Source organism: Streptomyces sp. NPDC005574, assembly GCF_040605435.1.
In the GTDB taxonomy this organism is placed as follows: domain Bacteria; phylum Actinomycetota; class Actinomycetes; order Streptomycetales; family Streptomycetaceae; genus Streptomyces.
In genome coordinates this window covers 56,869-71,725 of sequence record NZ_JBEXCW010000016.1, presented here as the reverse complement: position 1 = coordinate 71,725, position 14,857 = coordinate 56,869, and the positions used below count along the sequence as shown (strand labels likewise).

16 protein-coding genes are annotated in these 14,857 nt (G+C 72.8%); 4 read left to right on the top strand and 12 right to left on the bottom strand.

Annotated features, from left to right (window positions below):
* Window positions 1-55 precede the first annotated feature (55 nt).
* From ABZT03_RS13945 to ABZT03_RS13920, 6 genes are all read right to left on the bottom strand, one after another.
* A complete protein-coding gene (locus ABZT03_RS13945; protein WP_356038151.1) occupies window positions 56-1,201 on the bottom strand; it encodes a serine hydrolase domain-containing protein in 1,146 nt (381 codons plus the stop codon).
* Window positions 1,191-2,663 (bottom strand): class I adenylate-forming enzyme family protein, encoded by a 1,473-nt coding sequence (locus tag ABZT03_RS13940; RefSeq protein WP_356038148.1) that lies wholly within the window; start codon window positions 2,661-2,663, stop codon window positions 1,191-1,193. The genes ABZT03_RS13945 and ABZT03_RS13940 overlap by 11 nt, the downstream gene beginning before the upstream one ends.
* A 4-nt stretch (window positions 2,664-2,667) precedes the next feature.
* A complete protein-coding gene (locus ABZT03_RS13935; protein WP_356038145.1) occupies window positions 2,668-3,090 on the bottom strand; it encodes a MaoC/PaaZ C-terminal domain-containing protein in 423 nt (140 codons plus the stop codon).
* Entirely contained in the window at window positions 3,087-3,539 is a 453-nt protein-coding gene (locus ABZT03_RS13930; protein ID WP_356038142.1) for a MaoC family dehydratase N-terminal domain-containing protein, read from the bottom strand. Before ABZT03_RS13930 ends, ABZT03_RS13935 begins: the two co-directional genes overlap by 4 nt.
* A gap of 92 nt (window positions 3,540-3,631) precedes the next feature.
* On the bottom strand, window positions 3,632-4,492 hold the full coding sequence (locus ABZT03_RS13925) for an enoyl-CoA hydratase-related protein (RefSeq protein WP_356038140.1): 861 nt from the start codon (window positions 4,490-4,492) through the stop codon (window positions 3,632-3,634).
* Between the two features lie 4 nt (window positions 4,493-4,496).
* Complete coding sequence (locus ABZT03_RS13920; protein WP_356038137.1) at window positions 4,497-4,988, bottom strand: PaaI family thioesterase; 492 nt, start codon at window positions 4,986-4,988, stop codon at window positions 4,497-4,499.
* A gap of 147 nt (window positions 4,989-5,135) precedes the next feature.
* Between ABZT03_RS13920 and ABZT03_RS13915 the strand changes: the two genes are divergently transcribed.
* Window positions 5,136-6,347, top strand: coding sequence for a CoA transferase (locus ABZT03_RS13915; protein WP_356038135.1), 1,212 nt, complete (start codon window positions 5,136-5,138; stop codon window positions 6,345-6,347).
* A gap of 87 nt (window positions 6,348-6,434) precedes the next feature.
* On the opposite strand, the gene ABZT03_RS13910 is transcribed toward ABZT03_RS13915, so the two are convergent.
* The 4 genes from ABZT03_RS13910 to ABZT03_RS13895 are packed head-to-tail and all read right to left on the bottom strand — an operon-like array spanning window position 6,435 to window position 10,073.
* The gene (locus ABZT03_RS13910) at window positions 6,435-7,202 is read right to left on the bottom strand and encodes an SDR family oxidoreductase (RefSeq protein WP_356038132.1); all 768 of its coding nucleotides are present in this window, start codon (window positions 7,200-7,202) and stop codon (window positions 6,435-6,437) included.
* Window positions 7,199-7,738, bottom strand: coding sequence for a nuclear transport factor 2 family protein (locus tag ABZT03_RS13905; RefSeq protein ID WP_356038129.1), 540 nt, complete (start codon window positions 7,736-7,738; stop codon window positions 7,199-7,201). The genes ABZT03_RS13910 and ABZT03_RS13905 overlap by 4 nt, the downstream gene beginning before the upstream one ends.
* Window positions 7,735-8,913, bottom strand: a complete 1,179-nt coding sequence (locus ABZT03_RS13900; protein WP_356038126.1) for an acyl-CoA dehydrogenase family protein — start codon at window positions 8,911-8,913, stop codon at window positions 7,735-7,737. The genes ABZT03_RS13905 and ABZT03_RS13900 overlap by 4 nt, the downstream gene beginning before the upstream one ends.
* A gap of 41 nt (window positions 8,914-8,954) precedes the next feature.
* Window positions 8,955-10,073 carry an acyl-CoA dehydrogenase family protein gene (locus tag ABZT03_RS13895; protein ID WP_356038123.1) on the bottom strand — a complete coding sequence of 373 codons (1,119 nt, stop codon included), beginning with the start codon at window positions 10,071-10,073 and terminating at the stop codon, window positions 8,955-8,957.
* Between the two features lie 121 nt (window positions 10,074-10,194).
* On the opposite strand from ABZT03_RS13895, the gene ABZT03_RS13890 reads away from it, so the two are divergent.
* Window positions 10,195-11,016, top strand: a complete 822-nt coding sequence (locus tag ABZT03_RS13890) for an enoyl-CoA hydratase/isomerase family protein (protein WP_356038121.1) — start codon at window positions 10,195-10,197, stop codon at window positions 11,014-11,016.
* Window positions 11,017-11,042: 26 nt separating this feature from the next.
* Entirely contained in the window at window positions 11,043-11,543 is a 501-nt protein-coding gene (locus ABZT03_RS13885; RefSeq protein ID WP_356038118.1) for a MaoC/PaaZ C-terminal domain-containing protein, read from the top strand.
* On the opposite strand, the gene ABZT03_RS13880 is transcribed toward ABZT03_RS13885, so the two are convergent.
* Complete coding sequence (locus ABZT03_RS13880; RefSeq protein ID WP_356038115.1) at window positions 11,522-12,934, bottom strand: family 1 glycosylhydrolase; 1,413 nt, start codon at window positions 12,932-12,934, stop codon at window positions 11,522-11,524. The two genes, ABZT03_RS13885 and ABZT03_RS13880, sit on opposite strands and share 22 nt — an antisense overlap.
* 174 nt (window positions 12,935-13,108) lie before the next feature.
* Window positions 13,109-13,975: a crotonase/enoyl-CoA hydratase family protein gene (locus ABZT03_RS13875; RefSeq protein ID WP_356038112.1), complete on the bottom strand. Its 867-nt coding sequence runs from the start codon at window positions 13,973-13,975 to the stop codon at window positions 13,109-13,111.
* Window positions 13,976-14,072: 97 nt separating this feature from the next.
* Between ABZT03_RS13875 and ABZT03_RS13870 the strand changes: the two genes are divergently transcribed.
* Complete coding sequence (locus ABZT03_RS13870) at window positions 14,073-14,855, top strand: enoyl-CoA hydratase/isomerase family protein (RefSeq protein WP_356038290.1); 783 nt, start codon at window positions 14,073-14,075, stop codon at window positions 14,853-14,855.
* Window positions 14,856-14,857: the final 2 nt, after the last annotated feature.

Genomic DNA, 14,857 nt, shown 5'->3' with positions numbered 1-14,857 from the left:
GCGGGCCCGGTACCGAGGTTCGGTACCGGGCCCGCTCCGCGCCGGCCGCCGGAACTCAGCCGGCGGGATCCGGGAGGTCGGTGAGGTCCGCCGCGAGGTTCGCGATGTTCGTCAGCAGCGCCTTGCCGCGCGGGGAGTGGTCGTAGCCGGCGAGCGGGTAGCCGTTGCTCAGACAGGCGAAGGACAGGCCGCTGGCCGGATCCATGAAGCCCAGCTGGTAGGCGGCTCCGGCGCTGCCGAAGAGCGCGGGAGACCCGGTGGACGGCAGCCCGCTGCCCGCGTCCGGCCCGGCCACGGTGACGAACAGGGCCATACTGGTCCGCGGGCCGCCCCCGCCGCCGTAGATCCGCTCCCCGTGCGGGTGGTCGGTCAGCCGGATCCGGGTGCCCTCGGCCACCGCCTCCGGCTTCCACAGACCCGAGTGCTCCAGTGCCTGGAAGTACAGCGCGACGTCGGCGGCGGTGGCGACCAGGGCGTGACTGGGCTCGCCCGCCGCGAGGACACGCGGGTCGGACAGGTACCAGGGGCCCCAGGGGTCGGCCTCCTGGTCGTCGCTGGTGCGGTCGGTGGCGGTCATCGGGGCGACGGTGCCCGGCTGCCGGTCCACCGGGACGCCGAGTTCGAGCGACGCCAGGCCGAGCGGCCGGGCGATCCGCTCGCGCAGGTAGTCGGCGAAGGCCAGACCGGTGCGCCGCTCGACGATCTCGGCGATCAGCCAGGCCGCCGAGGTGAGATGGAACTGGAAGCGGCTGCCGGGCGGATAATCGAGCCGCCAGCGGCCGAAGGCGGCGAGCCGCTGCTCACGGTCGAGCATCTTGGGGTGGCCGAGCGGCGCGAAGGGGAAGCCGGCGGTGTGCGTGAGCACCTGCTCGACCGTCACCGCCTCCTTCCCGTTCGGCGCGAACTCCGGGATGATCGCGGCGACCTCCTCCCGCACGTCAAGGAGTCCGTCGCCGATCAGCTTCCACACCGCGCCCGCGACGATCGACCGGCCGACGGACTGCAGGACGTAGCGGGTGTCGGGTTCGGCGTCGCCCCAGGTCTCGAAGGCCACCAGCCGGCCGCCGCGGGCGACGGCGACCTGCGCCGACGGCAGCGGCCCGTGCTCCACCTCCAGGCGGACGCGCCGCAGCAGGACGTCCAGCCGGTGCGGGTCGACGCCGGCCGCCTCGGGGGCGACGAGCGTGTGGTCAGGCGTCACGAGTCTCTCCTTCGCGTGCGGCGGGCTCCCGCAGACTGCGCCGCAGGACCTTGCCGTTGGCGTTGCGCGGCAGGTCGTCGGTGAACCACCAGCGGACCGGGACCTTGAACCCGGACAGCCGGTCCCGGGCGTACGTCCTGAGGGCCGCGGGGTCCGGCGGGGCGCCGGAGTCGGACGGCACGACCCAGGCGACCACCGTCTGGCCGAGCCGTTCGTCCGGGGCGCCGGCGACCGCCACGTCGGCGATGCCGGGGTGGGCGGCCAGGACGGTCTCGACCTCCAGCGGATGGACGTTCTCACCACCGCGGATGATCATGTCGGAGTGCCGGCCGGACAGGTAGAGGTAGCCGTCCGCGGCGATCCGGCCCAGGTCGCCGCTGTGCAGCCAGCCGCCGGCGTCCACCCGGAAGAGGTGGTCGGCGCGGGCGTGGATCTCGCCGACACCGTCCGGGCCCGCCTCGTGCAGGCGCAGCTCGACGCCGGGGGCGGCGCGGCCGACGGACCGCAGCAGCTCGGTGCGTCCGGCGACCGCCTCCCGGTGGTCCTCGGGTGTCAGGACGCTGATCGGGGAACCCTCGGTCTGCCCGAACATGTTGAGCATGCGGACGCCGGGCATGGCCTCGTAGGTCCGCCGCAGCGTCTCGGGGCGGACCGGCGCGCCGCCGTACTGGAGGACCCGCAGGGTCTCGTGGCGGGCCCGGCCGGCGGCCAGCAGGGTCTCCAGCATGGCCGGGACCATGCTGGTGTGCGTGGTGCCGAGCTCCCGCAACAGCGTCCAGCCCTCCACGGTGAAGCGGGGCAGTCCGGTGACCAGGGCGCCCGCGGCGAGGGCCACGGCGATGTTGCCGAGGCCCGCGATGTGGTGGAAGGGCGCGCTGCCGCCGTAGAAGCTGTCGGGGGCGAGGGCGCACAGCCGTCCGTTGACGCGGGCGCGGGCGGCCAGCCGCCGCTGCGTCATGGTGACGGGCTTGGGGCGTCCGGTCGTCCCGGAGGTGTGCAGCACGGCGGCGAGGTCGTCCGGGCCGGCCGCCAACCGCCGTGTGGACGGCTGTAGTTGCGGTACCGGCACCGCGCGGCGGCCGGACAGGGCGGCCACCTGGCGGCCCAGCGCGGCGAACTCGGGCTGGACGACGAGCACCTGCGACCCCGTCGCCTCGACGACGGTGGCGATCTCGTACGCCGTCATGCGCACGCCCAGCGGCGCGAGCGGATGGCCCGATCCGGCGCCGCCGATCACCAGCGCGAGAGCCTCCGCGGAGGTGGCGACCAGGGCGGGCACCGGGGCGCCGGGCTCCAGGCCGAGCGTGTCGAGCCAGTCGGCCGCGCCGGCCGCCCGGTCCAGGAGTTCGCGTCCGGTCCAGGTGAGGTCACCGAACCGGACGGCGGAACGGGTGTGGTCGTGGGCCAGGCCGACCATGGCGGTCCAGGTGTCCGCCGTCGCGGTGTCCTGCGCGGCGCCCACCGGTTCAGGGCTCCAGGCGGGCCGTCGCGGTGCCGGTGACCACCTCGGCGCCGTCCTGGGTGACGGTGCGCAGCGAGAAGTGGGCGACCGGGCCGTCCGGGGTGTCCTCCACCGACTCGACGGTGGCCGTCGCGGTCAGCGTGTCGCCGGGCCAGACCTGCGCCTTGAAGCGGACACCGAAGCTCAGCAGCGCCTCGGGGCCGACCCAGTCGGTGAGGACCCGCCCGGTCATGCCCATCGTCAGCATGCCGTGCGCGAAGACACCGGGATATCCGGCCGTCTCGGTGGCGAACCGGTCGTCGGAGTGCAGCGGGTTGAAGTCGCCGGACGCGCCGGCGTACTGCACGATCCGGGTCCGCTTCAGATCCTCGACCAGCACGCTCTCACGGGTCTCGCCGACCTTGACGTCGGCCGCGTGCACGCTCATCGGGTGTCCTTCGGGGTTGCGGGGCCCTCGGGCACGACGGCCAGGGTCAGGGCGCTGACGACCGGTTCGCCGTCGGCGTCCCGGTACTCGGTGATCCGCTCGCTGAACAGCAGCCGGCCGGTGCGGCCCTGCTTCTCCCAGCTGCGTCCGGGCACGGTGTGCGCGTGCAGCGTCTCGCCGGCGCGCACCGGCCGGTGGTAGGTGAAGTGCTGCTCGGCGTGCAGCCCGCCGCCGCCCTCCGGCATCACGCCGGGGCCGGCGCCCGAACCGAACCACTCCTGGCCCGGCTTGGGCCGCAGGTGGTAGTCGGGGTCGTAGTGGGCGCTCGCCATGGTGAAGGTGGGCGGCGCGAGCGCCGACTCCCCCTCATACGCCGGGTTCTCGTCGCCGATGGCGCGGGCGAACATCATGATGTGCCCGGCTTCGACGGGGAACGGCTGCCCTGTCATCGTCCAGTCTCCTCGGTCGGTACGGCGGGTCCGTACGGCTTCCGCTGCGGGGTGCTGCGGGGTGCTGCGGGGTGCTGCGGGGTGCTGCGGGGTCAGTACGGCAGGAACGCGTCGCGCGTCGCCTCGTCGGGGTCGAAGTCCGGTGGCAGCCCCTCGAACTTGGGCTCCCGCTTCTCGGTGAAGCTCGCCACGCCCTCGCGGAAGTCCGGTGAACCGGCGAAGAACTCCATCGCGGAGTAGGAGCGGGCGAGGGCGTCGGTGAAGGGCCGGTCGAGATCGCCGTACACCTGGTGCCGTACGACGGCCATGGCGCGCGGGGAGCAGTTGCGGGCGATGTCCCGGGCGTAGGCGCGGGCGGCGTCCAGCAGGTCCTCGGCTTCCACCACACGGCTGACGAGGCCGAGTTCCCTCGCCTCGTCGGCGTCGACGACGCGGCCGGACAGCAGCAGGTCGAGCGCGTTCTCCAGGCCGACGATACGGGGCAGGACGTACGGCAGGTTGTACTCGCCGGCCAGGCCGCGGCGGGTGAAGGCGGTGGTGAAGCGGGCGCCGCGGGCCGCGAAGCGGACGTCGCAGATGAGTGCCTGGATCAGGCCGATACCCGCGCAGGCGCCGTTGACGGCGGCGATCATCGGCTTGGGCAGGTTCCGCCTGCTGTACATGGGCACGCGGGCCTGGAGGTTGAGGGACTGGCCCGGCTGCGCGTTCTGCTCCAGCCGCTGCATGTCCATGCCCGGGCAGAACGCCCGGCCGGCCCCCGTGACGATCACGACCCGGACGGCCGGGTCGTGCGCGGCCTCGTCCAGGAGAGCGAAGAAGCGGCGCTCCATGGGCAGGCTCCAGGCGTTCTTGCGTTCGGGGCGGTTGAGGGTGACGGTGGCGACGCCGTCCTCGTCGACCTCGTACAGCACCAGGTCCAGGTCCTCGGCGGACACCTCGGGCTCCTCGGGCATCACGTCACTCCTCGGTCAGCGGTTCGATGGGGTCGCCGACGCCCGGCCGTTCGCCGGAGATGGTCACCACCACCTGGCCGCGGGCGCAGATGCGTCCGTCGGTCATCACGTCGACGTCGGCGAAGTGCACGCGGCGGCCCCGGCGCACACAGCGGGCGTAGGCCACGGCCTCGCGGCCGCGGGCGGGTGCGAGGTACTGCACCGACATCGACACGGTGCTCAGCCGGCTCCCCTTGTCGAAGTCGTGCCCGGCGATCACGGCGCCGGCGCCGGCGGTGTCGATGAGGGCGGAGACCACTCCGCCGTGGAAGATGCCCTCGTGGGCGGAGAGGGACTCCGCGTAGGGCAGCACGATCTCGACGCCGTCCGGGTCCCAGCGCGTCACGCGCAGCCCGCAGCGGCGGTTGAACGCGACCCCGCGCTCCCAGCGGGCCCGGAACCACTCGCGGCGTTCGAGCTGTTCCTGGTCGGTGAGGGACCTCGCTGCGACGGTCATCCGCATGCCCTCCGGTCTCGGCGCTCAGCCGATCGATATAGTTACATGATTTAACAGATGAGGCAATCATACGGGACGAGCCTCGACGTCAGATGTATTATTTATATAACTCATTCGCCTGTTCGTCACGCAGAGAGGAACTCCCCGATGCCGTCGACCGCACTGGCCGGTGTCCGCGTCCTCGACCTGTCCCGCATCCTCGCGGCCCCGCTGGCCACCCAGATGCTGGCCGACCTGGGAGCCGAGGTGATCAAGGTGGAACGCCCCGGCGGCGGTGACGACTCCCGGACCTACGGCCCGCCCTTCGCCGGCGGACCGGGCGGTGACCGGACGGACACCGCCGCCTTCTACCTCTCCTGCAACCGCAACAAGCGGTCGGTCACCGTCAACCACGCCTCCGCGGAGGGGCAGGAACTCATCCGCGCCCTGGCGGCGCGCTCGGACGTCGTGGTCGAGAACTTCCGCGCGGGCACCCTCGCCAAGTACGGTCTCGACCACGAGAGTCTCCGGGCGCTCGACCCGCGGCTGGTGTACCTCTCGGTGACCGGCTTCGGCCAGACCGGGCCGTACGCCGAACGCCCCGGCTACGACGGCATCTTCCAGGCCATGTCCGGCATGATGAGCGTCTCCGGGCACCCCGACGAGCCGATGAAGGTCGGCGTCAGCATGGTCGACATCCTCACCGGGCTGTACGCCTCCACGGCCGTGCTGGCGGCGCTGCGCCACCGGGACGCCACCGGCGAGGGGCAGTTCATCGACCTGTCCCTGCTGGACTGCGGGCTGGCCTCGCTGTCGCACTTCGCGATGAACTACCTGGTATCCGGCGAGGTCCCGCGCCGCCGCGGCAACGGCGGCTACGGCGGAATCCCGTCCCAGGCGTTCGCCTGCGCGGACAAGCCGATCTTCCTGGTCGCGGGCAACGACAAGCAGTTCGCCGGGTTCTGCGCGGCGGCCGGCCGCGCCGACCTGCTCCAGGACGAGCGGTTCGCCACGACCTCCGCCCGGATCGCGCACCGCGAGGAGATCGTGCCCGTCCTCGAAGCGGTCCTGCGCACCCGGACCCGGGACGAGTGGCTGGCCGTGCTGGACGAACACGACGTGCCGGCGGGCCCGTTCAACGAGTTGCCCGAGGTCTTCGCCGACCCCCAGATCCGCCACCGCGAGATGCTGGTCGAGGTCGAGGACCCGGTGTCGGGCCGCCTGCCCCTGCTGGCCAACCCGATCCGCCTCTCGGCCACCCCGGTCGAGGGCTACACCCCGCCGCCCGCCCTGGGCGAGCACACGGCCGACGTCCTGACCGAACTGGCCGGCGTCTCGGAGGACCGGCTGGCGGGACTGCGGGCCCGGGGAGTGGTGTGAGGGGGCTGCGCCGCGGCCGGAAGTGCGCGCACCGACCGGCCGGGCGGGGGCGGGAAGCAGTCCCCTCCCGGCCGTCCCCCGGACGCCTCACCCGAGCAGTGTCCGCCCGCCCTCCAGCATCAGGGTCGCGCCGGTCAGATAGGCCATGTCGTCGCTGACCAGGGCGGCCACCGCCCGGCCGATGTCCGTCTCCGGGTCGCCCATCCGACCCAGCGGGATCGCGGCCAGGACCCGTTCGGCCTTCTCCGGGTTGGCGGTGAGGTACTCCTCGGCCGCCGGACTCAGCGCCGCCGGACAGACGACGTTCACGCGGATGCCGTACGGCCCCCACTCCCGCGCGGCGACCCGGGTGAGCCCGCGGACGGCCTCCTTGGCCATCGCGTAGGCCGCGAAGGTCACCTCGCCCTGCACGGCCGCAGAGGAACCGAGGTTCACCACGCTGCCGCGGCTGGCCCGCAGATGGGGCAGGGCCGCCTGCATGGCGTGAAAGGCGGCCAACGGCCCGCTGCGGTAGGTGAGTTCGACGTCGTCGTACGAGGTCGTCTCCAGCCGCCGCTGCACCGAGCTCTGCGCGTTGTTGACGAGCACGTCCAGGCCGCCGAACTCCGCCACCGTCTCGGCCACCATGCGGTCGACGTCCTCGCGTTCGCCGACGTCCCCGACCACGGTGTGCGCGCGCCCGCCGCGCCCGGTGATCTCCGCGGCGACCTCCTTCAGCTTGCCCTCGGTGCGGCCGGTGACGACCACGGCCGCCCCCTCGGCGGCCAGCGCGAGCGCGATGCCGCGGCCCACGCCCTGTCCGCCGCCGGTGACCAGTGCCGTCCTCCCGGCGAGCCGGGTCCCTCGCCCTGTCACGTCGTCTCCTTCCAGAAGCCCGCCCAGGAGGGGAAGGCGCCCGGGAGCGCCGGTTCACCGGCCCCCTCCCAGCCCTGGAATCCCACCGCCTGCGGGCGCTCGGTCGTGTCGGCCGCGTACCAGTGCTGTTCGCGGCGCCGGGAGAAGTACCACTCGCCGTCCACCCGCGCGTAGTCGTCGAGGTAGCGGATCGCCATCACGATCCACCGCTCCCCCACCTCGTGCTCGGCCCGGCAGTACACCGAGCCGGTCGCGGTGTCGCGGCCGGTGAACTCGATGTGGTGGCCGCAGATCTGGTGCACCGACCGGCGGAAACCGCGCACCAGCGGCTCGATGTACGCCACCAGCGCCTCCCTGCCGCGGCCCAGGCGCCCCATCTCCACGTCGGGCCGGAAGCAGCCGGCCCAGGCGCCGAGGTCGCGGGCGTCCACGGCGAGGGCGTAGCGGACGGGCAGCTGCTGGATCGCCAGGTGCGACTCGACGCGGTCGACCCGGTCCTCGATGGACGGCCCCGCGCCGCCGTCGGGCGCCGTCACGGCCGGGGGTCCTTCGGCAGGCCGAGGAGCTGCTCCCCGATGATGTTCCGCTGGATCTCGCTCGACCCGCCGTAGATCGTCTCCGCGAGCGAGAGCAGGAACGAGCGCTGCCGCCGGTCCAGGCCGTAGTCCTCGCCGACGATCTGCGCGGCCGGACCGGCCAGTTCCATCGCCAGGTGGCCGAGGTGCTGGTGGCGGGTGGAGGCGTACAGCTTGGCGGTGGTGGCCTGCGCGCCCGGTGCGCGGCCGGTGGTGAGTTCGCCGATGGTCCGCAGGTTCGTGGTGCGCATGATGCGTACCGAGATCCAGGCGTCGACGATCCGGCCGCGCAGCATGGGGTCGTCCAACGCGCCCCGCCGCCGGGCCAGTTCGACCAGCGCCTCTGCCTCCCGCTCGAACCCGAGCTGCTGGGGCAGCAAGGTCGTGCCGCGTTCGATGCCGAGGGTGGCCATCGCGGTGCGCCAGCCCTCGCCGACCTCGCCGACGACCAGGTCCGCGCCGGTGCGCGCGCCGGACAGGAAGACCTCGGCGAACTCGTCCTGGCCGGCGAGGTTGCGGATGGGCCGGATCTCCACGCCCGGCTGGCGGGCCGGCACGAGCAGCATGGTCAGCCCCCTGTGCCGGTGGGAGTCGGGGTCGGTGCGGGTGAGGACGTAGAGCCAGTCGGCGTGCAGGCCGAAGGACGTCCACACCTTCTGTCCGTCGATCACCCACTGGTCGCCGTCCAGCGTGGCCCGGGTGCGGACCGAGGCCAGGTCGGAGCCGGCGCCCGGTTCGCTGAAGCCCTGGCCCCAGAGTTCCTCGACGGCGAGGATGGACGGCAGGAACCGTTTGCGCTGGGCCTCGCTGCCCGCCTTCAGGAGCATGGGCCCGAGCAGGTCGAGGGCGTTGCCGGTGGCCCGGTAGGGGGCGTCGGCCCGCGCGTACTCGTACTCGAAGACGATCTCCTCGACGAGGCCGAGGCCGCGTCCGCCGTACTCCCGCGGCCAGCCCACGCCCAGCCAGTTCCCGGCGGACAGCTCCCGGTCCCAGGCGAGGCGCACCTCCCAGGCGGCGCCGTCCGTGGGGCCGCCGACGCCCCGGTGCTCGGCGAACTCCCCCACGAGGTGGTCCGCCAGCCAGTCCCGCAGCTCCTGGCGGAACTCGTGTACGGCGGGCCCGAAGTCGAGCTCCATGCCGGCTCCTTCACTAACGGTCGGGCGGTCGGGTCTGGGATTCAGATGCCGAGCCGGGTGGCGAGCAGTTCCCGGTGGTACGACGGCGGTCCGAGGAGCACCTCGGAGCTCTTGGCGCGCTTGAAGTACAGGTGGGCCGGGTGTTCCCAGGTGAAGCCGATGCCGCCGTGGACCTGGATGTTGTCGCCGGTGACCCGGGTGAAGACCTCCGAGCAGAAGGTCTGGGCGAGGGCCGCCGCCACGGCGATCTCCGTCTCGTCGCCGTCCTCGAGCGCCCACAGTCCGCCGTACGCGGCCGAGCGGGCGGACTCGATCTCCGCCAGCATGTCGGCGCACTTGTGCTTGATCCCCTGGAACGAGCCGATGGCCCGGCCGTACTGGACGCGGATGCGGGCGTAGCCCACCGCGGCCTCCAGGGCGGCGGCGGCTCCGCCGGTCTGTTCGGCGGCCAGCAGGACGGAGGCGGTGGCGAGGGTGCGCTCCAGGGCGGGCCAGGCGGTGCCCTCGGTGCCCAGGAGCCGGGCGGGGGTGTCCGTGAAGCGGACGCTCGCCTGTTTGCGGGTCTGGTCCAGGGTGGGCAGCGGGGTGCGGACCAGGCCGGGCGCGTCGGCGCCGACGGCGAAGAGGCTGATGCCCGAGGGGGTGCGCGCGGCCACCAGCAGCAGGTCGGCGAGGTGGCCGTCGGGGACGTAGGTCTTGACGCCGGTCAGGCGCCAGCCGTCGGGCCCCTCGACGGCCGGGAGGTCGATGCCGCGCTCGTCCCAGCGGCCGGTGTCCTCGGTGAGGGCCAGGGTGGCCACCGTCGAGCCGGCGGCGATGCCCGGCAGCAGGTCGGCCCGGGCCCGCTCGTCGTCGCAGCGCAGCAGCGCCTCGGCGGCCAGCGCCACGGTGGCGAAGTACGGTCCGCCCAGCAGGGCGCGGCCGGCCTCCTCGAAGACGACGCCGAGTTCGACGTAGCCGAATCCGGAGCCGCCGTACTCCTCCGGTACCGCGAGGCCCTGGAGGCCGAGTTCGGTGGCCATGCGCCGCCAGACGACGAGGTCGTAGCCGCGCGGGTCGGCGGCCAGCCGGCGCACGTCCGGCTCGCCGGAGTACTTGCCGAGGAACGACCGCACGACCTTGCGCAGTTCGTCCTGCTCCTCGCTGAAGGTGAGATCCATGCCGAGCTTCCCGTCCTGAGTGTGACCCGCTCGCCCGTCCGTCTGCCGGGCGGCTTGTCGACCCGCCCTCGATACAGTTAGATAATTATAGTATCCACACTGAATGCACCAGGAGCGTGACGTGACCGATCTCTACGACCAGTTCACGAGCCTGACCTTCGAGCGGCCCGCGCCCGGCGTGCTCCGTCTCGTGCTGGACGCCCCGAACCTCAACGCCGTGGACCCCCGGATGCACGGGGAACTGGCCGACGTCTGGCCGGTGATCGACCGGGACGAGCAGACCCGCGCGGTGGTCGTCCAGGGCGCGGGCAAGGCGTTCTCGGCCGGCGGGACCTTCGACTCCATCGAGGCCATGACCGGGGACCACGCGGTCCGTGCCCGGGTGATGCGCGAGGCCAGGGACATGGTCTACGGCGTGATGAACTGCTCCAAGCCGGTGGTCTCCGCGATCCACGGCCCGGCGGTCGGCGCGGGGCTGGTCATTGGTCTGCTGGCGGACATCTCGATCGCCGCCCGCACCGCGAAGATCGTCGACGGTCACACCCGTCTCGGGGTCGCGGCCGGTGACCACGCGGCCATCTGCTGGCCGCTGCTGTGCGGCATGGCGAAGGCCAAGTACTACCTGCTGACCTGCGAGGTGCTCACCGGCGAGGAGGCCGAGCGGATCGGTCTGGTCTCCCGGTGCGTGGACGCCGGCGAGGAGCACGCCGAGGCGCTGCGGGTGGCCGGCGCGCTGGCCGCCGGACCCGCCAGCGCCATCAGCTGGACCAAGCGCTCCCTCAACCACTGGTACCGCACGGCCCAGCCGATCTTCGAGGCCTCGCTCGGCCTGGAGTTCTTCGGGTTCGCCGGACACGAGGTCGTCGAGGGGCTGGCCGCCCACCGCGAGAAGCGCGCCCCGGACTTCGAGGGCGTCGGCGAGAAGCACCCGATCGACCTGTGACGCCCCGACCCACGAAAGGAACCGCCATGACCACCGAGCACACCGTCACCGACGTCCCCCCGCTGGTACGGGGGCTGACCTACGAGGACATGCCGGTGGGGCAGGTCTTCCGGACCGCCCGCCGCACCGTCACCGAGACCGACCTGGTCAACTTCGTCACCTGGGGCGGCTTCACCGAACCCCTCTTCTGGGACGCCTCGCACGCCGCGGAGGGCGGCTACACCGGACGGCTGGTGCCGGGCGGACTGACGTACTGCCTGGCGGAGGGGCTCGTGCTCCAGACGAACGTGCTGCACGGCACCGGTCTGGCGTTCCTGCACATGGAGCTGAGCGTGCGGGGGCCGGTGTACGTCGGCGACACGGTGTACGCGGTCGTGGAGACCACCGGCAACCGCCCCTCGAGCAAGCCCGGCCGGGGCGTGGTGACCAGCCGGATCAGCGTCCGCAACCAGCGGGACGAGGAGGTCCTCGTGTACACGCCGGTGCGGCTCATCCGGGGCCGGGACTACGGGGCCGGAACGCCCTGAGACCGGGCCGCGGCGGCCGGCACCAGCGTCAGCCGGCCCGTGGGATCGGTGACCACCGCGTCCGCGAACACTCCCCGGTGCACCCAGTCCGAGGGGATCGCGGGGCGCGGCGGGGCCTCGTGGTCGGGGACCGCCATCGCGTACAGCCGGGTGTAGCGGAACTTGGCCTCCAGGTTGTCCAGCACCGACCAGTACTCGTAGCCGCACACCTCGACCCCGGCCGCGACCAGTCCGGACAGCCAGGACAGCCGGGCGCGCAGCAGGGACCGCCGCCGGGTGTCGTCGCTGTGTCCGCTGTCGTCGACGAGATCCAGGTCGGCCATGCCGTTGTCGATGACGGACAGCGGCGGCAGCAGCTCCCCGTACAGGTCGTGCAGCCCGGCGACGGCGTCGGCGAGGCCCTCGGGGATGATCGGCCAGCCGTACGCCGTCGTCTCCACGTCATCGAAGGGGACGACCGCGAAGCCGAGGCCGACGAGCAGCCGGTTCACCTCGTTCAGGGCGCCGGGACAGCGCGTGGTCGGCAGCACCCGGGGCAGGTTCTCCGGCGCGGTGACGCGGAACGGCGTGTGCCAGGACAGGCCCAGCAGGTCCTGTCGCGTGGCGATGGTCTCCAGGTCCCCCGGGCGCACGCAGCCGGTCGCCTCGACGGGTGAGACGTCGTCCTCGGTGACCATGTGCCCGCCCAGCAGCAGCGGGTCCAGGAACAGCTGGTTGGTCCAGCCCTCCAGGCGTTCCACGGCGAGGCGGTCGTAGGGGTCGTCGGTGGCCGGGTAGCCGCCGACGAGGGTCACCGTGGTGCCGATCCGGCCGCGCACGCCGGCGCCCCCGAGCGCCTGCACGGCGAGCCCGTTGGCCAGCAGGATGTGGTGGACCGAGGCCAGCCCGGCCAGGCCGATGCCCCGGCGGGGCGGGTACATCCCGGCCACGTGGTCGGCCAGGGTGGGGCCGGCCAGGTCGGTGGAGGTGATCCAGCGCTCCACCCGGTCGCCGAAGCGGCGGCCCAGCTCGGCGGCGTACGCGGCGAAGTGCTCGGCGGTGTCGCGGTCCAGCCAGCCTCCGGCCGCGTCCAGCCAGGGCGGGAGGTTGCGGTCGAGCAGGGTCACGGCGGGTCGTACACCGTCCGCGAGCAGGGCGTCGAGCGCGCGGTCGCAGCGGTCCAGCGCCACCGGGTCCCAGGTGCCGGGGCCCTCGGGCTGGAGCTGCGGCCAGCCGGCGACCATCCGGTGCGTGTCGGCGGTGACGCCGAACAGCTGCCGCATGTCCTCGGTCCACTGCCGGAAGTGCCCGCCGCGCTCCGACGGGGGTGGCGGCGGTGCCGCGAGAGCGTCCGCGGTGGCGACACCCCAGTCGAGTCCGCGGAGGGGATCGTGCAGGAAACCATCGTTCATGGTTGCCGTCCAGGCGGTAAATGGTTCAGCGCATTCAACTGAATGCCCGCCGTCCGGACGCTAACAGTTCAAGCAAACTACGACAATGTTTCGGCCGGATCTCCTGAAATCAGCCGGTTGCGAGCATGAGATCCGCCACCCGCCGTCCGTACCCCACGGCGTCCCCGGGCGGCCCTACTCACCGAGGGGGCGGAACTCCTCCTCCCGCCACCAGGGGTAGACCCCCGGCATGTCCTTGCTGACCAGGCCGGGGAAGGCGGGCGGGCGCTTGGCGAGGAACGACTCGACGCCCTCGGTGGGGTCGGGGCCGCCGCCGATCTGGCTCATGATCCGCGAGTCGAGGCGGTGCGCCGCCATGGGGTGCGGTTCGCCGAGCATCCGCCACATCATCTGCCGGGACAGGGCGACCGAAACGGCGGAGGTGTTCGCGGCGATCTCGCGGGCCAGTTCGTGGGCCGCTGGGAGGAGCTCGCCGGGGGCGTGGACGGAGCGCACAAGGCCGGCCGCGAGGGCCTCGTCGGGGCCGAAGAGCCTGCCGGTGGCCACCCACTCCATCGCCCGCTGCATGCCCACCGCGCGCGGCAGGAACCAGCTCGCCGCCGACTCCGGCACGATGCCGCGGCGGGCGAAGACGAACCCGAACTTCGCCGAGGTCGAGGCCAGCCGGATGTCCATGGGCAACGTCATGCTGGCCCCGACGCCGGCGGCGGGCCCGTTGACCGCCGCGATCACCGGCTTGGTGCAGGCGAAGATCCGCAGCGCGACCCGGCCGCCCGTGTCCCGGTGCCAGGCGCCCGCCGTGCGGTGGTCGAAGGTGGACCGGCCGCCGCTGACGTCGGCGCCCGCGCAGAAGCCGCGCCCCGCGCCGGTCACCACGATCACCCGGATCTCGTCGTCGGCGTCGGCCGCGTCCAGGACGTCGAGCAGGTCCTGCATCATCTGCGGGCCGAAGGCGTTCAGCTTCTCGGGCCGGTCGAGGGTGACGGTGAGGATCCGGTCCTCCACCTCCGCACGCACGGTCTCGTAGGTACGACTCGACATGGCGCGTCCTCCGTCACTCGGCTGCCCGGTTCTCAGAAAGCTTAATTAGTTATAGCATTCAACTCTACTGACTCATTCATGATCGAGGGCTGTGGAGATGGCGGACCTGGTGGAAACGGATCTCGTGGTGACGGCCGTCGGACCGGTCAGGCTGGTCGAACTGAACCGGCCGGAGCAGCTCAACTCGATGAGCGAGCGGCTGCACACCTCGCTCGCCTCGGTCTGGGACGAGCTCGCCGCCGACCCCGGGGCCCGGGCCGTGGTGCTCACCGGGCGCGGCCGGGCCTTCAGTGCCGGCGGCAACTTCGACATCATGACCCGGGTCCAGCGCGACAGTGCCTTCCGGCAGCAGAACGTCGACGAGGCCCGCCGCATCATCACCGGCATGGTCCGCTGCCCGCTGCCGGTGATCTCCGCGGTCAACGGGCCCGCCGTGGGCCTGGGTTGCAGCCTGGCCCTGCTCAGCGACCTGGTGCTGATCGCCGACGACACCTACCTCGCCGACCCGCACGTCCAGGTGGGCCTGGTCGCGGGCGACGGCGGGGCCCTCGTGCTGCCGCTGCTCGTCGGGCTCACCCGCGCGAAGGAACTGCTGTTCCTGGGCGAGCGGGTGAGCGCCGAGGACGCGGTGCGGCTCGGGGTCGCCAACCGCGCCGTCCCCAGGGACAAGCTCCTGGACGAGGCCATGGACCTGGCCGGACGGCTCGCCGCGCTTCCCGCGCAGGCGCTGCGCGAGACCAAGCGGGCGGTGAACCTGCACCTGGAGCAGGCCCTGGCCACCGTGCTGGAACCGGCCCTGCTCGCGGAGCGGGACAGCATGCACGCCCCCGACCACATCGCAGCCGTGGAGAAGATCATCGCCGCGCGCGGCCGTCGCTGAGC

Bases quoted from the DNA above. Each gene is read 5' to 3' on its own strand.
- ABZT03_RS13875 (WP_356038112.1), bottom strand. From the start codon at position 13,975: ATGTCGAGTCGTACCTACGAGACCGTGCGTGCGGAGGTGGAGGACCGG.
- ABZT03_RS13895 (WP_356038123.1), bottom strand. From the start codon at position 10,073: ATGGATCTCACCTTCAGCGAGGAGCAGGACGAACTGCGCAAGGTCGTG.
- ABZT03_RS13885 (WP_356038118.1), top strand. From the start codon at position 11,043: ATGACCACCGAGCACACCGTCACCGACGTCCCCCCGCTGGTACGGGGG.
- ABZT03_RS13915 (WP_356038135.1), top strand. From the start codon at position 5,136: ATGCCGTCGACCGCACTGGCCGGTGTCCGCGTCCTCGACCTGTCCCGC.
- ABZT03_RS13930 (WP_356038142.1), bottom strand. From the start codon at position 3,539: ATGACAGGGCAGCCGTTCCCCGTCGAAGCCGGGCACATCATGATGTTC.
- ABZT03_RS13880 (WP_356038115.1), bottom strand. From the start codon at position 12,934: ATGAACGATGGTTTCCTGCACGATCCCCTCCGCGGACTCGACTGGGGT.
- ABZT03_RS13920 (WP_356038137.1), bottom strand. From the start codon at position 4,988: ATGACCGTCGCAGCGAGGTCCCTCACCGACCAGGAACAGCTCGAACGC.
- ABZT03_RS13900 (WP_356038126.1), bottom strand. From the start codon at position 8,913: ATGGAGCTCGACTTCGGGCCCGCCGTACACGAGTTCCGCCAGGAGCTG.
- ABZT03_RS13870 (WP_356038290.1), top strand. From the start codon at position 14,073: ATGGCGGACCTGGTGGAAACGGATCTCGTGGTGACGGCCGTCGGACCG.
- ABZT03_RS13925 (WP_356038140.1), bottom strand. From the start codon at position 4,492: ATGCCCGAGGAGCCCGAGGTGTCCGCCGAGGACCTGGACCTGGTGCTG.
- ABZT03_RS13935 (WP_356038145.1), bottom strand. From the start codon at position 3,090: ATGAGCGTGCACGCGGCCGACGTCAAGGTCGGCGAGACCCGTGAGAGC.